The 21432-nt window shown below is 64.0% G+C and carries 15 protein-coding genes; 3 read left to right on the top strand and 12 right to left on the bottom strand.

Annotated elements, in window-relative coordinates; translation table 11 throughout:
* Positions 1-16: 16 nt before the first annotated feature.
* On the bottom strand, positions 17-1069 hold the full coding sequence (locus IV498_RS02165; RefSeq protein WP_269044920.1) for an AI-2E family transporter: 1053 nt from the start codon (positions 1067-1069) through the stop codon (positions 17-19).
* Between the two features lie 417 nt (positions 1070-1486).
* On the bottom strand, positions 1487-4678 hold the full coding sequence (locus tag IV498_RS02170) for a type I restriction endonuclease subunit R (RefSeq protein ID WP_269044921.1): 3192 nt from the start codon (positions 4676-4678) through the stop codon (positions 1487-1489).
* 180 nt (positions 4679-4858) lie between these two features.
* On the opposite strand from IV498_RS02170, the gene IV498_RS02175 reads away from it, so the two are divergent.
* Together IV498_RS02175 and IV498_RS02180 are read left to right on the top strand one after the other, a co-directional pair.
* Positions 4859-5134: a type II toxin-antitoxin system Phd/YefM family antitoxin gene (locus tag IV498_RS02175; protein ID WP_269044922.1), complete on the top strand. Its 276-nt coding sequence runs from the start codon at positions 4859-4861 to the stop codon at positions 5132-5134.
* A complete protein-coding gene (locus tag IV498_RS02180) occupies positions 5131-5412 on the top strand; it encodes a type II toxin-antitoxin system RelE family toxin (protein WP_269044923.1) in 282 nt (93 codons plus the stop codon). The genes IV498_RS02175 and IV498_RS02180 overlap by 4 nt, the downstream gene beginning before the upstream one ends.
* Before the next feature lie 319 nt (positions 5413-5731).
* Here the strand turns inward: IV498_RS02180 and IV498_RS02185 are convergent, their stop codons facing one another.
* The 10 genes from IV498_RS02185 to IV498_RS02230 form a co-directional block, all read right to left on the bottom strand.
* Positions 5732-7045 carry a dihydrolipoamide acetyltransferase family protein gene (locus tag IV498_RS02185; protein ID WP_269044924.1) on the bottom strand — a complete coding sequence of 438 codons (1314 nt, stop codon included), beginning with the start codon at positions 7043-7045 and terminating at the stop codon, positions 5732-5734.
* 44 nt (positions 7046-7089) lie between these two features.
* Positions 7090-8148, bottom strand: coding sequence for an alpha-ketoacid dehydrogenase subunit beta (locus IV498_RS02190; protein WP_442951261.1), 1059 nt, complete (start codon positions 8146-8148; stop codon positions 7090-7092).
* Entirely contained in the window at positions 8145-9257 is a 1113-nt protein-coding gene (gene pdhA / locus IV498_RS02195) for a pyruvate dehydrogenase (acetyl-transferring) E1 component subunit alpha (RefSeq protein ID WP_269044925.1), read from the bottom strand. The genes IV498_RS02190 and pdhA overlap by 4 nt, the downstream gene beginning before the upstream one ends.
* A gap of 38 nt (positions 9258-9295) precedes the next feature.
* The gene (locus IV498_RS02200; RefSeq protein ID WP_269044926.1) at positions 9296-9781 is read right to left on the bottom strand and encodes a CBS domain-containing protein; all 486 of its coding nucleotides are present in this window, start codon (positions 9779-9781) and stop codon (positions 9296-9298) included.
* A gap of 56 nt (positions 9782-9837) precedes the next feature.
* Positions 9838-11079 (bottom strand): MFS transporter, encoded by a 1242-nt coding sequence (locus tag IV498_RS02205; RefSeq protein ID WP_269044927.1) that lies wholly within the window; start codon positions 11077-11079, stop codon positions 9838-9840.
* Between the two features lie 10 nt (positions 11080-11089).
* Positions 11090-11854 carry a respiratory nitrate reductase subunit gamma gene (gene narI, locus IV498_RS02210; RefSeq protein WP_269044928.1) on the bottom strand — a complete coding sequence of 255 codons (765 nt, stop codon included), beginning with the start codon at positions 11852-11854 and terminating at the stop codon, positions 11090-11092.
* Between the two features lies 1 nt (position 11855).
* Positions 11856-12542 (bottom strand): nitrate reductase molybdenum cofactor assembly chaperone, encoded by a 687-nt coding sequence (gene narJ / locus IV498_RS02215; protein ID WP_269044929.1) that lies wholly within the window; start codon positions 12540-12542, stop codon positions 11856-11858.
* Positions 12542-14341: a nitrate reductase subunit beta gene (gene narH / locus IV498_RS02220; protein ID WP_269044930.1), complete on the bottom strand. Its 1800-nt coding sequence runs from the start codon at positions 14339-14341 to the stop codon at positions 12542-12544. The genes narJ and narH overlap by 1 nt, the downstream gene beginning before the upstream one ends.
* On the bottom strand, positions 14341-18054 hold the full coding sequence (locus tag IV498_RS02225; RefSeq protein ID WP_269044931.1) for a nitrate reductase subunit alpha: 3714 nt from the start codon (positions 18052-18054) through the stop codon (positions 14341-14343). Before IV498_RS02225 ends, narH begins: the two co-directional genes overlap by 1 nt.
* Before the next feature lie 156 nt (positions 18055-18210).
* Positions 18211-19380 carry a cation:proton antiporter gene (locus IV498_RS02230; RefSeq protein WP_269044932.1) on the bottom strand — a complete coding sequence of 390 codons (1170 nt, stop codon included), beginning with the start codon at positions 19378-19380 and terminating at the stop codon, positions 18211-18213.
* Positions 19381-19763: 383 nt separating this feature from the next.
* Here IV498_RS02230 and IV498_RS02235 point away from each other — a divergent pair, with 383 nt between their 5' ends.
* The gene (locus tag IV498_RS02235) at positions 19764-21416 is read left to right on the top strand and encodes an ABC1 kinase family protein (RefSeq protein ID WP_269044933.1); all 1653 of its coding nucleotides are present in this window, start codon (positions 19764-19766) and stop codon (positions 21414-21416) included.
* The last annotated feature ends 16 nt before the right edge of the window (positions 21417-21432 follow it).

Raw genomic sequence — 21432 nt, forward strand, 5'->3', positions numbered from 1 at the left:
ATTCGGCGGCTGACGTCTACAGCAGATTTTGCCGTGGAACTATCACCTTGCGGATGATGATCAGCGCGGCAGCGGCGACGGGGATGGCCACCAGGGCCCCAAGTATTCCGGCCAGCGTCCCACCCGTCACGGCGGCGACAACCACCAGAGAGCCGGGGACAGCGACGGCACGATTCATGATCCGCGGCGTCAGGATGTAGGCCTCCACCTGCATGTAAATCAGATAGTAGATCCCCACGATCAGTGCCGTTTGCGGGGAAGCAATCAGGGAGATCAGGGTGATGATGGTGGCCGAAACGGCTGTTCCAACCAGGGGAATCAGCGCTCCCACCAAAGCGAAAAGCGCCAGCAGCAGCGGGACGGGCGCGCCGACCAGCGACAGGACAATCGCCGAAAGCACACCGTTCAGAACTGAGAGTGACAGTTGGCCCATCACATAACTGCTGACCGCCGTCGAAATGTCCTCGGTCACCTCGGCAAACTTATCCCGCCTGCTGGCAGGTACCAGCTGATAGAGGGACCTTTTCATGCCGCGCATGGAGACGACGAAATAGAGCGTGAGTACGAAGACGATCACCACGCCAGTCACACCACTGGCGATGCCCTTGCCGACCGCCAGCAGGCCGCCGCCAAGGGCCAACAAATTGGCTGGTACTTTGAAAAAGGACCCAATATTGTTAACCAAGGCGTTTACATCGATGTACCCGGCCAGCAGCCTTTCCATGTACCGGATCCATGGCGTTTCGGACGCCTGAGTGACAAGCGCCGGGACGCTTTCAATCAGGTCCCGTGCCTGCTGGATGATCAGCGGTACGACGAGCAGCACGATGCCGGCGAGAACCGCCAGCAGAGCGGCGAAAAGCAGTACGACGGCGGCCGGGCGCGGCAGGCGCAGGCGCTCCAGCCAGCCCACCACCGGGTCGAGTCCAAGGGCAATGAAAAGCGCGATGACGATATAGGCCAGAACGGTCGCGAGAGAGGCCACTGCGCCCCAGATCAGCACTGCCACGCCCACGCCCAATGCCCCGATCAGGCCAACCTGGAACGCCCGCAGGCGTACAAAAGTCAACCTGCCGGACATTGCCTTGCCCGCGCCCGAATGCCGGGACTCCAATTTCCGGAAGCTCAGCTCCCTGGATGTCGGTCCGGAGTTTTGGCTCGGTGGCATGCGCCGTAGTTGATGTGGCCTTCCGGTGCCCGGATGCCGTGCCTTGTTGACCCTCATCGCCCTTATTTCCCACGGACATAAAGCCTGCAACGGCATCCGGGCCCGGACCGGTTGAACCGTCGTTGCCCCCAGATCGGCGGCGGGCACCTCCTGCCCAGCATAACCGTGCCCTTCGACAATCGCCGCCTGCACCGCCCGTCCCAAGTAAGTAACAGCAGGTGCACGCAAAACACGTTTTGAGTGCACCTGCTGTTACTTACTTGGGGTAGGGGCGTCCACGTACTGAGTTGGGGTAGGGGTGTCCACTTACTTGAGGAACTACCCTCGGGCCTCGGCGAAGCGCGGTGCCATGGACTCCATCTGCTCCATCACCAGCTTGATCGCAGCCGGCTGCTTGTCCGGCGGGTAGCCGAACTTCACCAGCAGCCGCTTGATGGAGGAGCGGAGTTTGGCCCGCACATCGTCGCGCACGGTCCAGTCGGTGCGCACGTCCCGCCGCATTACGGAAACCAGCTCCCGTGCAATGTCGGCCAGGACGCCTTCGCCGTGGACCTCCACTGCCGATTGGTTGGAAGCCACGGCGTCGTAGAAGGCCAGTTCGTCGGAGTTCAGCGGGGGAGTGAAGTTCTCGCCGCGCTTGGACTCCAGGGCGACCTCGCGCGCCAGCGCCACCAGCTCGGCAATGACCTCGGCGCTGGTCAGCTGCTGGTTGGTGTACTTCTTCATCAGCTCCGTGATCCGCTCAGAGAACGCGCGCTCCCGGATGACGTTGTTCCTGGTCGAAGCCACGGTCTCATCGGCGATGAGCTTCCGGAGTGCCTCGATGGCCAACTGCGGGTTGCGCGCCTGCTGGGTCTTGGCAGCGAATTCCGGCGTCAGGTCATCCAGCGACGGCTTGGGCATCCCGGCGGCGTCGTAGATGTCCAGCACGTCGCCGGACGAGGTAGCTTCGGCGATCAGCTGACCGAGCAGACGCTGGATGTCCTCGGGAACGGGTTCGCCGCTGGCCTGGCGTGCCGCCGCATCGTACTTGGCCATCCAAACCCGGATCTCCTCGTAGAGCTGGATCTCCGGCCGGAACGCGCCGAGGTTTTCGGTGCCGGAGCACAGCGCCCACGCCCGGGACAGTTGCCCCGACAGCCGGCGGTACTTCGCCGCCAATGTCTCCTCGCCCGCGGTGGCTTGGTTGCCGGGCGTCGCCGGATCCCGCAGGTAGGCGGTAGAGCCGGTGACGGCGTTCAGAAACGGGCGCTTCCCACCGGCATTGAGCACGGCACGCCAGTCGTAACCCGCCAGCAGGGCGGCCAGCTTACCCACCAAGTCCAGCGTCGCGGCGATGGCTTCGTCGATGTTCTTTCCCACCGGCTTGTTCTTCTGGTCACCGGCCGTGTACTCACCCAGCGCCTTGGCCAGGTTCTCGGCCAGCGGCGCGTAAGCCACCAACAGGCCGTCCTCCTTGCCGCGGAACGTGCGGTTCACCCGCGCCAGAGTCTGCATCAGCAGGGCACCCTTCAGCGGCCGGTCCAGGTACAGGGTGTGCAGGGGAGGGGAGTCATAGCCGGTAAGCATCATGTCCTTGACGATCACGATCTCCAACTCGTCGTCGACGTCCTTGAGCCGCTCCTTCAAGCGCGCGTTCAAGGAGTCCCGCCGCGTGTGATCGGACACCGGTGGCACGTCGGAGGCGGTGCCGGAATAGACGACCTTGATCCTGCCTTTGTCCAGATCCGATGAGTGCCAGTCCGGCCGCAGAGCAACGATGGCGGTGTAGAGGTTTGCGCAAATTTCCCGGGTTCCGCCGACGATCATGGCTTTGCCCGGGGCACTGATGAATTGCTGCATGCGGGATCGGCGGTTTTCCCAATGGTCCACCAGGTCCTGCGCCAGTGCCGCAATGCGTTTCGGGGCGCCGTAGACGGCGTTGACGACGGCGACGCTCGCCTCGATGCGGGAACGTTCCGTATCGTCCAGGCCAGCCGTAGCCTCATCCGCGGCGATGTCGAGGGTCTCCTCGGTCACGTTTTTGGCGAGCCCGACCTTGATCAGCCGAGGTTCGAAGTAGACCGGCACGGTGGCGCCGTCGTCGACGGCGCGGGACAGGTCGTAAATGTCGATGTAGTCGCCGAAAACGTCGCGCGTGTTGCGGTCGTCGAAGGAGATCGGCGTGCCTGTGAAGGCAATCAGGGTGGCGTTTGGGAGGGCGTCACGGAGGTGCCGAGCGTAGCCGTCGAGGTCGTCATAGTGGCTGCGGTGCGCCTCGTCGACGACGACGATGATGTTCCGTCGTGCGCTCAGCAGCGGGTGATCGTCGCCGGCATCCTTTTCCGCCTGGCTGCGGCCGAATTTCTGCAGAGTCGTGAAGTAAATGCCGCCGGTGGTCCGGTTGCTCAGCTCCTCCCGGAGCTCGAAACGACGGCGGATCTGCCTCGGAGCCTCGGGCAGCAGCAGGCTCTGTTGAAATGTTTCGTAGAGCTGGCCGTCGAGTTCGTTGCGGTCGGTGATGACGACGACGGTTGGGTTCAGCAGCTTGGGATGCCGGACCACAAGGTTGGTGTAGAGCTCCATCTCCATTGACTTGCCGGAGCCCTGGGTGTGCCAAACGACACCTGCCTTGCCATTGCTCCCGACCGCCTGCACCGTGCTGCCGACTGCCCGGTTCACGGCGAAGTACTGGTGCGGCTTGGCGATCCGCTTCGCCAGCCCGTCGGATCCCTCGTCGAAGGCGGTGAAGTTTCGGGTCAGCTGCAGGAAACGGGTGAGGTTGTAGAGACCGTCCAGCGCGGTTTCCATCGGGGTCACGGCTTCGCCATCCAGCAGAAAGCCCGGCGGAACCGGGACGCCGTCGTCGTCGACGTTCCACGGCGAAAAGTGGTTTAGCGGAGTGAAGGGCGTGCCGTACTTCGCCAGGATCCCGTCCGAGGCGAGCGTAAAGACGCAGAACCGAAACGCCAGCGGGAACTCGCGCAGGTAGGTCTGGAGCTGAGCGTGGGCACCGGCGACGTCGGCGTTCGCGCTGCCGGCTTTTTTGAGCTCGACGACGCTGACCGGCATGCCGTTGCAGTACAGCACCAGGTCGAAACGGCGCCGGTAGTCGCCTCGGACGATGGTGACCTGATTGACGGCAAGCCAGTCGTTGGCATCCTCGTCGGCACTGATCAGGCGCAGAGTCGGGTTCAGCTCCGTACCGTCGGGCTCGATGTAGCTCACGCCGCGGTACCCGTCGACTAGGCAGCTGTGGATCCGGTGGTTTTCGGTGATGGCGTCCTGCGACTTCGGGGCGGCGATTTCCGCGAGCGCCTGCTGCACGTACTGTTCCGGAACGCCCGGGTTGAACTTCCGCAGAGCGGCCAGCAACCGTGGCCGGATCAGCAGCTCATCCCAGCTGTCCCGTTCACCGGTTCCCGGTGCAATTGCATTGCCGGAAGTTGGTCGCCAGCCCAAATCAGCGAGCTGTTCGAGGGCCAGGCCCTCCCAGTCGGCCTCTGAGAAAGTGGTTGCCGTTAGTGTCATGTTTTTCTTCCCCCAAGTTGTTGCTGTCCAGCTTATCCTCGGCGGGTCCGCAGAGCCCTGCAGGTGGCCGCGGACCAGTAGATGCCCGGCTGGCCCAGATCGCCAGACGCTGACATTTCATCGCTAGGTTGGCTAGATGTCGGGCTACTTGCTGGCCAATAAACGGGCTACACTGAAATCATGAAAACGGTATCGTTGAGTGAGGCCAAGGACAAGCTTTCCGCCTTGATTGACGAAGCAGAGATTACTCACGAGATCATTCAGGTGACCCGGCACGGGCATCCGGCGGCCGTCATCATGTCGGCAGACGATCTGGAGTCACTGCACGAGACGTTGCATTGGCTTTCCCAGCCCGGCATTCGGGAAGATCTTGCTGAGGCCCGGCGCGACATTATTGACGGCAATACTGTCGGTGGCGACGACCTGCGTTCCAAGTTTGGATTGCCGCTGCGGTGACCGGCCCTGACCAGCCCTGGAACATCGAGGTCACCAGTTCGGCGCTCCGAGGACTCAACCGGCTGCCGGGCAAGATCGGCGCCGCCATCGTCGAGTTCATCACCGGCGGCTTGGCTGAGAACCCCCAGAGGGTCAGCAAGCCCCTCGTGAACGAGCTACAGGGATTTCGGTCTGCCCGCCGTGGTGACTACCGGATTCTCTTCACTGTTGACATTGAAACCCGAACCGTCTACGTCCATCGCATCGATCACCGTGCCGATGTGTACCGGCCGCGGTAACGGTTTCAGTCTCGGTGCGCGTTACGAGCTGGACGTTCGCGCCGGTGTCGGGGGAGGTGTAACGGGCCACCCATCCCATGTTGAACTCCTCGGTACTCAGCCCGAGGTAATCGGTGTAGAAGTTCTTCGTTGCCCCAATGTCAGCAACTCTTAGGTTGGCCGTAATTCTCGTGGCGCGCATGCGCTTCTCCTGTCTGCAGCGGATGTGCACGACACTCCTCCGCAGGGTGCGGTGTCTACTGGCTCGCGCACGCCAGCGCCTGCGGACCGCCACAAGTGGGACAATTCGTGCCGTCTTCGAGAGGGGCGTAGTCATGGCTCAGATGACAATCCGCAGCGGGTCCTCCAAGTTGCGCTTCAGGTCGGACAGGAAGGCCGCGGCGGTGGCGCCGTCGAGCACCCGGTGGTCGGAGGTCAGCGTGATCTTCATGACGCGACGGGTTCGTAGTTCGCCGTCCTGGACATAGGGTTCCTCGGTGGTGGCGCCCACCGCCAGGATGGCGGCCTCGGGCGGATTGATCACGGCCGTGAAGTTGTCGATGCCAAACATGCCCAGGTTGCTGATCGTAAAGGTGCCGCCGCTGAATTCCTGCAGCGATAGCGTGCCGGCACGGGCTTTTTCCGCGAGGTTGCGAGTCTCGCCTGCAATCTGGTCCAAGCTCTTGGCATCCGCTTCGGTCACCACGGGTACGATCAGGCCGTCGGCCAAGGCCACGGCAACTCCGACGTTTATCCGGCGGTGCGTCAAAATCCGGTCGGTGGCCCACGACGAGTTGACCTGCGGATGCGCCCTCAGTGTGACGGCGCAGGCGCGCACCAGCAAGTCAGTGACGCTGACCCTGATGCCGCGATCGGTGAACCGTTCATTGACCTCGCGGCGGAAGTCCAGCAGCCTGTCCATGCCGACGACGATGGTCAGGTAGAAGTGCGGCGCGGCGGCGCTTTCGGTCAGCCTGCGGGCAGTGACCTTGCGCATCTGGGTCAGCGGGACCTCCACCGAGTCCGCTTGGGTGCCGGCGTCGAGTTGGTGAATGTCTGAGGTCGACGGCGGCGGTGTCGGCTTTGGCGACGACGACGGCACCCCCTGGGGGGCCGACGACGGTACTGGCTGAGGTGCCGACGACGGTGCCGGCTGGTTGGTGTCCAAGCGGGGAGTAGTTCCGGGCACCGCGCTCCTTTCCATCGCAACTACGGCGGCCTCCACATCCGCGCGCACAATCCGACCGCCGGGGCCCGTGCCAGTGATGGTTGCCGGGTCCAGGCCGTGCCGGGCCGCGTCCCGCCGGGCCAGCGGCGAGCTAAGCAATCGTGGTGAGGGCCCAATGCCCACTGTGCGGGTAGGCATCGTGCCGGAAGCCGTGTCGGGAGAAGTCTCCGTGCTCGTGCCTGCGGTCCGGCCGCCGCTCCCGATCACTGCGAGGGGCTGGCCGATGGCCACCGTGGTGCCTTCGGGAACGAGCAGTTTCTCAAGGACTCCGTCGTCGAAGCTTTCCAGCTCCATGGTGGCCTTGTCGGTGTCGATCTCGCCGATCACGTCCCCCTGCCGGACGGCATCGCCCTCTTTTTTGAGCCAGCGGCTGAGCACGCCCTCCTCCATCGTGTCGGAAAGCCTGGGCATGACTACTTCGGGCATGGAATCCTCCTATCAGGTAACAACGTATATGGGTTCTGCGGCTGTCAGCGGGGAAAACCGGTGGCGGCCAGGACTTCCCGGATGACCTTGATCAGGTCGTTCGCGTCCGGCAGCGCCGCCAGCTCCAGGGTTTCGGCGTACGGCAGCGGAACCTCCGCCGCGGCCACCCGCCGCACCGGGGCATCCAGATAGTCAAAGGCCCCTTCCATGAGCGTGGCGGAGATTTCGGCACCGATGCCGTAGCTGAGCCAGTCGTCCTCCAAGACCACGGCGAGGCTGGTCTTGCGGACCGAGGCGCAAACCGTTTCCCGGTCCAACGGGCGCAGGCTGCGCAAATCCACGACCTCAATGGAGATGCCTACCTCGGCCAGTTGGCGTGCCACCTGCAGCGCCACCGTCGTGGCCCGGGAGTACGCAATTACTGTCAGATCGGTGCCTTCCCTGGCGACCGCGGCCTTGCCGATCTGCGCGACGTCGTCGCCATCGGGCACCTCTCCCTTGGTGTTGTAAAGGGACAGGTTTTCCAGGAAGATGACCGGATCGTCGTCGCGGATGGCGGCCAGCAGCAGGGCTTTGGCATCGGCAGGGGTAGCGGGGGCCACCACCTTGAGGCCGGGCACGTGCGCGAACCAGACCTCCAGATTCTGTGAGTGAGTGGCCGCCAGCTGCTGTCCGCCGCCGCCGGGCATCCGGATCACCATGGGCACCGGCGTCTGGCCGCCGAACATGGAGTAGATTTTCGCGGCGTGGTTGACGATCTGGTCCATCGCGATAAGGCTGAAGTTCAGCGTCATGATCTCCACTACCGGGCGCATGCCCAGCATTGCGGCTCCGATGGCGGCGCCAACGAAGCCTTCCTCGGCAATGGGCGTGTCACGCACCCGTTCGGGACCGAATTCGGTCAACAAGCCCGCAGTGATCTTGTAGGAGCCCTCGAAGATGCCGATTTCCTCACCCACGAGAATGACGTTTTTATCGCGGGTCAGCTCCGCACGCAGGGCATCGTTCAGCGCCTGGCGGTAGGTGATTAGGGGAATGGCGTCGCCTTTACTGGCTTGCAAACCGCCTTCAGTGGGGACGCCTGCAGTGGGGACGGCGGTCATGGGAGCACCACCACGGGCTCGCCCGGAAGCGCATGGGGCGCGTTGGGGACCGGGGTGGCATAGGCGTAGTCAAAGAGCTGGCTGGGGGACGGATCCGGACTGGCATCGGCGAAGGCTACGGCGGCGGCCACTCTTGCGTCGGCATCAGCCTCGAAGCGCTGTGCTTCCGCCTCGTCCAGCAGCCCCGCAGCGATCAAGCTTTGACGCAGCAACGGCACCGGATCCGCGGCCTGCGCCGTTTCAACGTCAGCACTGGAGCGGTACCGCGCCGGGTCCACCACCGAGTGCCCGCGCAGCCGGTAACACATCACCTCCAGCAGGGCCGGCTCGCGTTTCAGCCGGGCGCGGTCCAATGCCCGCCGCGCTCCGTTCCGGACGGCGAGGACGTCTGTGCCGTCGACGCGCTCACCGGGAATCCGGTAAGAGCTGCCGCGCTTGTAGAGCTCGGGTTCTCCCGCGGCCGCCTCCACCGTGGTCCCCATGCCCAGTCGGTTGTTGACCACCACGTAGACGATTGGCAGGTGCCAGACGGCGGCGAGGTTCAGCGATTCGTGGAAGGCGCCGATGTTCGTGGTCCCGTCGCCGAGCTGGCACATCACCACCTCTGCATCGGGGCCGGGGGCGCCACGGTAGGTCAGCGCCAGGGCGGCCCCGGTGGCAGGGGGAAGCTGGCCACCCACAATGCCGTAGCCGCCGAGCAGGCGAACGCCGACGTCAAACATGTGCATGGACCCACCCCTGCCCTTGGACACACCGGTTGATTTGCCGAACAGCTCGGCCATCACCCGTCCCGGCTCCAGTCCGCGCATCAGAGCGTATCCGTGGTCGCGGTAGTTGGTGAACAGATAGTCGGTGGGCAGCAGCGCGGCCATCAGCCCGACGACGATGGCCTCCTCGCCCAGGTTCAGGTGGCAGTAGCCCCCAATTTTGGCCCGTTTGTACATCTGGTCTGCGCTGAGCTCGAACTTGCGGATCAGGACCATGTCCGCGTAGTAGCCCAGAAGTTGTTCGGGGGGTTCGTCCGCGGGGAAAGCCCGAGTGGTTTGTGCCTCGGGTGGCGCAGCGGGCTCCTTCACCCGTGCCGCTGCCGCTCTGCGTCGTTCAGCCATCTTGTTCCTCCTGCTCTCGTGGTGGTGCCGGTCGTTGCTTACGGTCCCGGCGGCTGCTCCTGCAGGCTGAAACCGTTCCTGGCCCCACCGCATTTGGGGCAACTTGCCGGCGGGTGTTCACCGTGGACGGCTTCGCCGCAGACACCGCATACCCATTCGGTGGCCAGCAGGGCCACCAGATCGCCACGGCTGATGATGCCCACCAGCCGTCCGTCGGAGAGGATGGGCAGCCGGCCGATGCGTTGGCCGACCAGCAGTTGGCGGATGTCGGAGATAGTGGTGTCCGGGCTGGCACTGATCACGGCGGTGCTCATGATCTCCTCCGCCGTCGCCCCGGACTTGGCCAGCAGGTCGTATTCGCTGACCAGGCCCAGCACGTGGTTCACCTCGTCGACCACCGGAACGACGCTGATCCGATGCCGGCGCAGCAGTTCGGCGACGTCGCCAACGGTGGCGCCGGGCGGAACCGTCACCACCGGCTGGCTCATCATCCCCTGCGCCGTCATAGCGATCCGCTTTTCCATGTCGTTTCACCTTTCCTTAGCCGATACCAGTCGGAATAGCTTCCTTTCATCGGCGCCTACCGTTCGGGAGCCGGAAGCGGGGCGTGAAACCCGACTCTGGCCCCGCCGCGCACGGCCACAAGGGTGAACACCAGCGCCAGCACAGCAGTCCCCGCCAACAGCAGCAGCCCGATCGAATAGCTGTGGCTTGCAGGATTGTAGGTTGCACCCATGACCAGCGGCGGAAAATACCCGCCTAAACCTCCCGCAGCACTGACGATGCCGCTGATGCTGCCCACTTTCCCCTGCGGTGAGAGCACTGCGACCCACGCAAAGACGCCGCCGGTTCCGAATCCAAGCGCCGCCGCCATACCCAAGAAAGTCAGGCCGGCTGGTATGTCGCCGTTGGGCGTCAGGTTGACGATCCAGGCGAGGACAGCCACTGCGGCCAGTGAAATGAAGACGACTGGCTTGGATCCAATTCTGTCCGCGATCATCCCGCCGATTGGTCTGGCCACTACAGCAGCAAGGGCGAATCCCGCCGCGCGGGCCCCTGCCGAGGTCGGAGTGAACTGGTAGACATCCCGCAAATAGGTGGGCAGGTAGGTGGCAAAGGATACGAATCCACCAAAGACCACTGCGTAGAGGAAGCACATTTTCCAGGTCACGGCCGTGCGGGCAGCATCGGCAAGTTTGGGAGTTACGGGCGTGGTGCTTTTGGTCCACCCGGGCGACTCACACATGAAAAACCACACGACGGCGGCCATGGCAAGCAGCAGTCCGGCGATCAGCAGGTGCGTGGGCACATAGCCAATCGCGGCGACCAGCCGGGGGTTGAGGAAGGCCGCCAGCGCCGTCCCGCCCATCCCCGCACCAAAAACGCCGGTCGCGAAACCTCTGCGGGCCGCCGGGAACCACGCACTGACGAAGGGAATGCCGACCGCGAAAACAGTTCCCGCGATCCCCAGCAGCAGCCCCGCGAGCAGCACCACGATGAAGGAGTTAAGGCTTCCGCCCAACGCCACCAGCAGGACCGGCACGATGGTGGCCAGCAGCACAAAGGCGAACATCACCCGGCCGCCGAAGCGGTCGGTCAGAGGCCCGACCACAATTCGGCCCAACGAACCGACGAAGACGGGCATGGCCACCACCACGGCTGTGCTGGTCGAGGTCAGGTGCAGCTGCTGCGTATAGCGGGCACCTAGGGTTGCCACCACATTCCAAGCCCAGAAACAGACCACCGAGGCTGCTGTCGCCAGGACAAGGTTCCGCGTCCGCCGCCCGTCCTTCCTTGGCGTGGTCAATGGTTCCGCATTCACGGTTGCCCGCTCATTTGTTGCGGGTATCGCGGTCGCGGGTGCCGACTGCGGACCAGCCGCGGCGCACCGGTGCGGCAACTACCCTGCCGGCAATCCTGCCCTTGTCCCGGCTCCGGTACACGATGTACGGCCGGAACAAATAATGCAGCGGTGCAGTGAAAGCGTGAACCAGGCGGGTGAAGGGCCAGATCGTGAACAGCAGCATGCCCACCAGCGTATGAAGGTGGAAGGCGAACGGCGCGGTGGCCATGGCCGCAATGTCCGGCTGGAAAATGAACAGCGAGCGGAACCAGGGCGAGACGGTTTCCCGGTAGTTGTGCCCCTCTCCGCCCAGGAAGACGCTGGCCAGGGTGGTCCACAAGCCGAAGACGATGGCGGCGGTCAGCACCACGTACATCAGCTTGTCATTGCGCGTCGTGGCCATGAAGACCGGACCCGTCGTCCGACGGCGGTAGATCAGCAGCAGGATGCCCCCCAGCGTGCCGACGCCGGCTACGCTGCCCACGAAGAGCGCGTTGAAATGGTAGAACTCCTGGCTCATGCCCACCGCTTTGGTCCAGGACATGGGAATGACCAGGCCAAAGAAGTGCCCGGCGATGACGGCCAGCAGGCCGAAGTGGAAGACGGGGGAACCGATCCGGAGCAGCTTCGATTCGTACAGCTGGGAGGACCTGGTGGTCCAGCCGAACTGATCGTATCTGTACCGCCAGATCAGCCCGCCAACCAGGACGACCATCATGACGTACGGCAGCACGCCCCAGAGCAGGATGTCCATGTCAATTCCTTGCCAGCGGCAGCAGCCGCGGGTCGTAGGGTTCGAGGCCAACCGATTCGGTCGGTGGACCGTATCCAGCCATTTTCATGACGGCCTGTTGGTCCGCCGGGGATTTTCCGGGAAGAGTGTCGCAGATGGCCGCCAGGATGAGGCTGTGCGGCAGTTTGTCGTCAAGCAGGCCCAGCCGGAGCATTTCCAGACTCGGTCTGTACTGGATCAGCAGGTCCCGGCCTGCGTCCAGGTCCACGCAGGCCGCAAATTCCAGCACCATTGGAAGGTAGTCCGGCAGTTCGCCATGCGTATCCACCAGGAATTCGCTGCGCCGATAGACCTGCTTGAAGGCGCCCAGGACCTCGCCCCGGCGGCGGGTGTCACCGTCGGTCCAGTAGGACAGGTGGAGTACATGGCGCTTACCGAGGTCGAATTCGCGCACGTACCAAGCCTGCACCTCCATGGGCGGTTCGGATCCCAGATGCGCCAGGACCGGCTCGAAATCGTCGCCCGCGCCGGGATGCTCCGCCAGCACGGACCTGATCAACGGCAGCCGGTCCAGAACCTCCTGGTCCGGATACGAAAGACACCACGATGCCGCAAGGTAGACCGCTTTGTTCCGGGCCGCCGTTGCGCGGGCCGCTGCGGCTCTCTTACTGATTGCATCGGTGCCGGCCGGTTTGTCGCGTTTCCTCATCACTCCTCCCGGGCAATGGCGCCGGGTGCGTTGTCGGCCGGGTTACCCGACGCACCGGAGGACGAAGCGCTGGGACCTGCGGCGTCGGGACTGGGTCCGGCTCGGCCGCCGCCGTGGGCGGGGGAGTCCGCGCTCATCTGCGGCTCGTCCCGCTTCTCCGGAAACAGCCCCTGCGGTGCCCCGTTGCCGTCCCAATTAAGCAGATTGACCCGCCCGCGCAGAGATTGCTCACCGGCGACGGAATCGGAGGTCTGCCTGTCCCGCAGGGCATTGAACGTCTCGATCGCCACCGGCACCGGCTTGCCGCTGGCCTCGCCGAACGGGGAATCCTGCATGCCGGGACCGCCGTCGAAGTCCAGCGAGCAGCCCATTTCCTCCAGGTCATGGGCCTGTTCCATGTGGGCCTGGGGGATGACGTAGCGTTCCTCGTATTTGGCGATGGCCATCAGCCGGTACATCTCATACATCTCCTGGCCCTCCATGCCCACCGCGGCGGGGATGGCATCGTCGGGATCATTGCCCAGGCTGATGCCCCGCATGTAGGAGCGCATAGCTGCCAGCTTTTTCAGGACGGCGGTGACCCGGTCCGCGTCCCCGGCGGTGAAAAGCTCCGCGAGGTACTCGACCGGGATCCGCAGCGCATCGATGGCCCCGAAGAGGTTACCGTAGTCCTCCGCGTCGTGACCCTGTTCCTTGAGCAGGTCGACGACGGGGGAGAGCGGCGGGACGTACCAGACCATCGGCATGGTCCGATATTCCGGGTGCAGCGGCAGCGCCACCTTGTAGACCTTGGCCAGTGCGTAGACGGGGGAGCGCTGGGCGGCGTCAATCCAGTCGTCCTGGATACCCTGCGCCCGGGCCGCGGCCATCACGGCCGGGTCATGCGGGTCCAGCAGCACATCCATCTGCGCATCGTAGAGTTCCTGCGGATCGGTCACCGATGCAGCCTCCGTGACCTTGTCGGCGTCGTACAAAAAGAGCCCCAGATAGCGCAGCCGGCCCACGCAGGTTTCAGAACACACCGTCGGAAGCCCCACCTCGATCCGGGGGTAGCAGAAGGTGCACTTTTCGGCCTTGCCGGTTTTGTGGTTGAAATACATCTTCTTGTAGGGGCAGCCGGTGACGCACTGCCGCCAGCCGCGGCACTTGTCCTGATCCACCAGCACGATGCCGTCTTCGACCCGCTTGTAAATCGCCCCGGAGGGACAGGATGCCATGCAGGACGGGTTCAGGCAGTGTTCGCAGATCCGCGGCAGGTAGAACATGAACGTCTTCTCGAATTCGAGCTTGATCGTGTCCTCGGACTCGCGGCGGAGCTTTTCAATGATCGGATCCAGGTGGCCCATTTCGGGAGAGCCGCCCAGATCATCGTCCCAGTTGGCGGACCAGGTGATCTTGGTATCTTTGCCGGTGATCAGGGATTTGGGCCGGGCCACCGGGAAATCGTCACCCAGAGGTGCATCGATGAGGGTTTTATAGTCGTAGGTCCAGGGTTCGTAGTAGTCCTTGAGCTCGGGCTGGACCGGGCTGGCGAAAAGCCCGAGCATCTTGCTGACCCTTCCGCCCGCCTTCAGGACCAGCTTCCCGCGCTTGTTCAGCGCCCAGCCGCCCTGCCACTTCTCCTGATCCTCGTACCGGCGCGGATATCCCTGCCCGGGCCGTGTCTCCACATTGTTGAACCAGACGTATTCGGTGCCGGCCCGGTTGGTCCAGGCCTGTTTGCAGGTGACCGAACAGGTGTGGCAGCCTATGCACTTGTCCAGATTCATAACCATGCCCATTTGAGCCATAACTCGCATCAGTACTGCACCTCCTGGGAACGACGGCGGATGGTGGAAACGTTGTCCCGCTGGTTTCCGGTCGGGCCAAGATAGTTGAAGGCGTAGGTCAGCTGGGCATAGCCACCGATGAGGTGTGAGGGTTTCACCAGCAGCCGCGTCAGTGAGTTGTGGATGCCGCCGCGCCGCCCGGTCGCTTCCGACTTGGGAACGTCGATGGTGCGTTCCTGGGCGTGGTAGACGTACACCACACCCTCCGGCATCCGGTGACTGACCACGGCCCGCGCCACGTAGACCCCGTTGAGGTTCACGCACTCCACCCAGTCGTTGTCCTTCGCCTCGATGGAAGCCGCATCCGCCGGGCTCATCCAGACGGTAGGCCCGCCGCGGGAAAGCGAAAGCATCAGCAGGTTGTCCTGGTATTCGGAGTGGATGGACCACTTCGAGTGTGGTGTCAGGTAGCGCACCACGACTTCCTTCGTTCCGTTGGGCCCCAGCTTCGGTTCACCGAACAGACGCTGCATGTCCAGCGGCGGACGGTAGATCGGCAGCGCCTCGCCGACATCGCGGATCCAGTCGTGATCCAGGAAGAAGTGCATCCTTCCCGTGAGGGTGTGCCAGGGCTTGAGCCGCTCCACATTGATGGTGAACGGGGAGTACCGCCGGCCGCCCGACTCGGATCCGGACCATTCCGGGGAGGTGATCACCGGAACGGGACCGGCCTGAGTCTGGGCGAAGGTGATGAATTTTTCCTCTGACCCCTCCGCGAGATCGGCCAGTTTCCGCCCGGTCCGGATTTCCAGGTCCTTGAATCCCTGCACCGCCAGCTGGCCGTTCGTGGTCCCGGAAAATGCCAGGATCGCCTCGGCCATCTTGGCATCGGTATCGATGGCGGGTCTGCCGTCGGCGGCGCCTCCGAGCATCACGCCGTTGGCATGGCTGAGCCGGTCCAGCGCGCCGTCGAGTTTGTAGGTGACGTTCTTCACGGTGAAGCCGAGGGTGTCCGCCAGCGGTCCGACGGCGGCGAGTTTGTCCGCGATGGCCGTATAGTCCCGCTCCACCACCGAGAAGACGGGCATGTTCTGCCCCGGTACCGCGGGGATGTCCGGCTCGCGCCAGTCACGGACGACGCCGCCGGGCTGGGCCACCTGGCCGGCGGTGTCGTGCTGGAGTGGGACGCTGACCAGGTCCCGGCGCACGCCCAGGTGGGTCTTGGCCTGCCGGGAGAGCTCTTCGGCCAGCAGATGGAAGGTCTCGAAGTCGGTCTTCGTTTCCCAGGGAGGGTCGATGGCCGGGGTGAAGGCGTGCACGAACGGGTGCATGTCAGTGGAGGAGAGATCGTGCTTCTCGTACCAAGTGGCCGCGGGGAAGACGATGTCGGACAGCAGCGTGGTGGAGGTCATCCGGAAATCGGCGGAGACCAGCAGGTCAAGCTTGCCCTCGGGAGCCTTTTCATGCCATTTGACGTCCCGCGGTTTGAGCCCCTCGGCGTGGTCCTTGCCCATCACGTTGTTGTGCGTTCCGAGCAGGTTGCGCAGGAAGTATTCGTTGCCCTTGGCCGAGGAGCCGAACAGATTCGAACGCCACAGCACCAGGGTCCGCGGCCAGTTTTCCGGCGCGTCCACGTCCTCGATGGCCGGCGTCAACGTCCGGTTCTTGAGGGCATCGGCGATATAGGACGGCGTATCCTTTGCGGTTCCGGCCGCGACGGCGGCCTCGGCCTCATCGGCAATGTCCAGCGGGTTGCGGTCGAACTGCGGATAGAACGGCATCCAGCCCAGCCGCGCGGACTGGGCCAGGGTGTCGGCCGTGTGCATGCCGTCGAGGCTTCCGGTGGAGAGCGGGGATTTCAGCGCGTCCGCGGAGTAGCCGTCCTGCCGCCACTGATCGGTGTGCATGTACCAGTAGCCGGTGCCGATCATGGTCCGCGGCGGCCGGGCCCAGTCCAGCGCGTTGGCCAGGGACACCCAACCGGTCGTGGGCCTCGTTTTCTCCTGCCCCACGTAGTGCGCCCAGCCGCCGCCGTTGCGTCCCATGCAGCCGGTGAGCATCACCAGGGACAGCACCGCCCGGTAGGTGGCGTCACCGTGGAACCACTGGCAGATGCCGGCGCCCATGATGATCATCGAGCGGCCCTTGGATTGCTCGGCGTTGCGGGCGAATTCGCGCGCAACCCGGATGCAGGCCTGCGCCGGGACGGACGTGATTTCCTCCTGCCAGGCCGGCGTGTAGGGCGTGCTGGCGTCGTCGTAGTCTGCCGCCCAGTCGCCGGGCAGCCCTGGCCGGCCGACCCCATACTGGGCCAGCATCAGGTCGAACACGGTGGTGACCAGATGCCCATCCACCCGCAGCACCGGCACGCCGCGGCGCAGCACGCTGCCGGCACCGGCGGGGTCTTCGAAGCAGGGCAGCAGGATTTCGGCGCTTTCGGACGAGACCTCCAGCAGCGACAGCGCCGGATCGACGCCCTCCAGGTCCAGGTTCCATTTGCCCTTGCCGGATTCGTTGTAACGGAACCCCATCGACCCGTTGGGCACCACGGCGCGGCCGGTCAGCTTGTCGAAAAGCACCGTCCGGAACGCCGGGTCCTCGGCTCCTGCCTCAGCCGGCAGGTCCGCCGCGGTGAGGAACTTGGACGGAACCAGGCCGCCGCCGTCGTGCTCCTCCAACCGCACCAAAAACGGCAGGTCCGTGTACTGCCGGACGTAGTTGGAGAAATACGGCACGTCGCGGTCAACGAAGAATTCCTTGAGCATGACGTGGCCCATGGCCATCGCGAGAGCGGCGTCGGTGCCAGCCTGCGCGGGCAGCCACTCATCCGCGAACTTGGTGTTGTCCGCATAATCGGGACTGACGGCGACCACTTTGGTCCCGCGATAGCGCACCTCCGTCATCCAGTGCGCGTCCGGCGTCCGGGTCACCGGGACATTGGAGCCCCACATCATCAGGTAGGTCGAATCCCACCAGTCGCCGGATTCGGGCACATCCGTCTGGTCCCCGAAGACCTGCGGACTGGCCACCGGCAGGTCCGCGTACCAGTCGTAGAAGGAAGTCATCACCCCGCCGATGAGCTGGATGAAGCGGTTGCCGACGGCGTGGGAGACCATGGACATCGCAGGAATGGGGGAGAAGCCGGAGCAGCGGTCCGGCCCGTAGGTCTTGATCGTGTGGGTGTGTGCGGCGGCCGCCATCTCGATCGCCTCCTGCCAGGAGACGCGCACCAGACCGCCCTTGCCGCGCGCCTGCTGGTAGCGCCGCCGTCGTTCCGGATCGGTGACGACGTCCGCCCAGGCCAGCACCGGATCCTTCAGCCGACCCTTGGCCTCGCGGTACATCTCCACCAGCACGCCGCGGGCGTAGGGGAACCTGACACGGGTGGGCGAGTAGGTGTACCAGGAGAAGGCGGCCCCGCGTGGGCAGCCCCGTGGCTCGTATTCGGGGCTGTCCGGACCCACGGAGGGATAGTCGGTTTGCTGCGACTCCCACGTGATGATGCCGTCTTTGACATAGACCTTCCAGGAGCAGGATCCGGTGCAGTTGACCCCATGCGTGGAGCGGACCACCTTGTCGTGGCTCCACCTGTCCCGGTAAAACACGTCCCCCTTGCGGCCACCCTCGCGGAACACCGCCCGGCCATCGTCCGTCTGGTCCCATTTCGTGAAGAAACGGCCAAGTTTGAGCATTGCGTCCGACACGGGCCCGTCAAGGCCCGGCACCATCAATTCAGTAGCCATGGTCACACCCTAGGAGCTGGCGATACCCAGCGCTAGGGTCTAACGAATTGTCCACAAAACGCTGCCCTAATTAACCGGCGTCTGCAACGCAACGATTCGCCGTGGGACAGCGGCCGAACGGCCGAACGCCTCTTGAGACGTCTGTGCGGGGGGACATTACGGTGTGGAGGGAGGGCGACTCTCGAATTGCCTGGCGACGATGACGTCGGTGGAGGAATGGGCGAGGATGGACAGCACAATGACGAGTGCCACGAGATGGAATATGTCCTCGGCGCGCTCCACCCCTGATTCGAGGACGAGAAGCCCGTACACCACAGAGGCGAACCCTTTGGGACCGAACCACATCGCCGCGAGCTGTTCCTTGGCCGGCAGTCGTGTGCCGAGGAACGAAACCAGCAGAGCCAGCGGGCGTGCCGCGACGATAGCCAAGATGGCGAATACCCAACCCGTCCAGGCGATCTCTCCGAACAGGAACGTTGGAGTGATCAGCGTGCCAAAGACCAGGATCGCGGCCAGTTTAAGCAGTTCCGACACCAGTTCCCCGAACTGTTCGAATTCCTTCCGGAAGCCCGGACCCGTGTTAGCAACGGTGATGCCGGCCGAGAAAGCCGCGAGGAAGAGGTTGGCCCCAGTCACCAAGCAGATGGCCAGTACGAGCAGTCCAATGGATACCGCCACCAGCGGTTGCAGACCTTTCGTTGCCATCAAAAAGGGCAGCCGCTCCAGCCAGATGACGATCAGCGGCACCAGAACTCCGATAAGCAAGCCTAAAGCGATTTCTTCGGCCAGAACGCCGATCCCGACATCCATTCCACCACCGAAAGCCAGCAGCACGAGGACCACGGGCAGGGCCAACCCGTCATTGAGGCCCGATTCGACATTGAGGAGTTGGCGTAAGCGCCCGGGAACTTCCTTACGCCCGACAATGGCGGCCGCGAACACTGGATCGGTCGGTGCCAGCACCGCACCAAGCAAGAAGCACTGAAGCCATGGAAGACCTGAAAGATAATGAGCCAGCAGCGCGGTGACAAAAAGTGTCAGTGGCAGCCCGAGCAGCAACGCACGGCCGGGCAACCGCCACGCGCTCCTAAGGTCCGACAGTCCCACTTTCATTCCGTCGGTAAACAGGACTGAAAATAGGGCCAGCTGTGCCAGAACCCCCACGACCGGATCACCGGGCTGTATGGGAACAACGCCAAGCATGCCCCGGCCAAGGACAAAGCCGCCCAGGAGAAACAGCACCGCAGTGGAAAGCACAGTCCGGCTGGCGCGTTCGGAAATGAGAACGCCGAGTACCAGCAGAACCGCGAAAGCGAGCGTGAGCATTGGTATCACACGTCTTCCCCAATCTGCTTGCGGGCCTCAGAAATCAGGAGCGGAACTGCTTTAACGCCAGAAGCCAATTGCCCCTCGCCCGGAGCACGCTCTGCAAGGCTCTCTTTGTGCACTCCGATCGCGTTCTGCAGCCCTCGTCGCACGGCCTCAACGAAATACTAAGTATGTGGCATTCCAGCCTATCGAGCCAGTCTTAATCGAAGTAGCGTTGACCACATTTAACAACAACTGGGGCATTGGGTCGCCGAGCCCCAGCCAGGCCCCTCGATGCCATGTTAGACAGTGCACCAGGTCCCGTCCGTCGGAAGAAGAAGTCGGATACGCTGGCACCACCTGGTTGCTGTGGCTCGATACCTGACGTCGGGAGGTCCGGATTGGCCAATCACCTTGAGCGTTACCGCCAGGTGGCGGAGACACTCTCCGGACACGGGCTCGCCTGGCTGCTGGATGCCACCGGCCTTGAGCGACTTGTCCCCTTCCCACGAGGCGTCGGGGGCCGGCAGCACACACCTTTGAGCAGTGCTGAGCACCTTCGCCTTGCCCTGGCGGAGCTCGGCCCCACGTTCATCAAACTCGGCCAGGTCCTCTCCACGCGTTCTGACCTGTTGCCTGCCGAGTTCCGGAATGAACTGGCAAAGCTTCAGGACGATGCTCCTGCTTTGCCCGCAGGGACCGTCGAGGAGCTGATTGTTCAGGAACTTGGCGCCCTCCCGACCAGCTTGTTTGCGGCCTTTGACTCCGAACCGCTCGCCTGCGCCTCCATCGGTCAGGCCCACGCCGCCACCTCCACCGATGGAACAGAGCTGGTCGTCAAGATTCGTCGTCCTGGTGTTGTCCGCCAGATCGAAGAGGATCTGGAGATTCTGCAGAACCTTGCCGCCCAGGCCAGCCGCCGCTGGGCCGGCGTCGAGGACTACGACCTTATGGGAATCGCTGCGGAATTTTCGCTGACACTTCGGGCCGAACTGGACTATCTGCAGGAAGGCCGCAGCGCCGAGCGTTTTAGCGTCAACTTCGCCGGCGATGAAGGGATCCATATCCCACAGATTTTTTGGGACTTTACCACCTCCCGCGTCCTGACCATGGAGCGGATCAGGGGAATCAAGGTCAGCGATCTGGAGGCCCTGGACGCCGCGGGCATAGATCGGCGGGACTTGGCCAAGCGTGCGGCCGGGGCCGCTGCAAAGATGATTTTCGAGGACGGTTTTTTCCATGCCGATCCGCACCCGGGAAACCTGTTTATCCAAGACGGTGGACGAATCGGTCTGATCGACTTCGGCATGGTCGGGAAGGTGGACGAGAAACTGCGCGCCCAACTGGGACTTCTGCTGCTGGCATTGGTTCGACACGACCCGGACCGCGTCACGGCAGCCCTGCTGGACCTGGCTACGTCACACCAGGTTACCGAGCCTGCACGGTTGCAACACGACGTGGTGTCGCTGATCGAACTCTACGAAGGCAAGCCTCTGGCAGAGGTGCCGGTTGTCCGGCTCATTCAGGAAACTCTGGCAATTCTGCGCCGCCACCACCTTCAGTTGCCGCGGGAGATGGCGATGCTGCTGAAAATGGTGCTCATGACGGAGGGGTTGGGGGTGCTGCTGGACCCGACGTTTCAGCTTGGGGAAGTGCTCGCCCCCTACGCACAACGGCTGGCTGTTGATCGGCTATCGATGGCTGCCTTCGCCCGAAAGCTGGGTAAGGCCGGGAGCGACGCCGTCGAACTCGGCCTTGATCTTCCTGGGCAACTCCGCCACCTGCTCGCCATCGTGGACCGCGACGGCGTCGAAGTCCACCTCCGGGCCGCTGAACTTGAACCGCTCGTGGAACGCATGGAACGGATCGGCAACCGGCTCGTCGTCGGCATGCTCACCGCAGCCTTCATTCGTGGCGTGGGTGAACTCACCGCCGCGGACACGTCACGCTGGCAGAAATGGCAACGTCCGCTGCTCGGCTCCGGACTCGGAGTGCTCGGCAGCTTGAGCGCTTACCTTGGGTGGACTGCCCTGCGCAAGCGTCGGCCACGCTGAGCCCGACCGGCCGTGG

Origin of the sequence: Paenarthrobacter sp. Z7-10 (assembly GCF_026932795.1) — a bacterium.
Classification (GTDB): Bacteria; Actinomycetota; Actinomycetes; order Actinomycetales; family Micrococcaceae; genus Arthrobacter_M.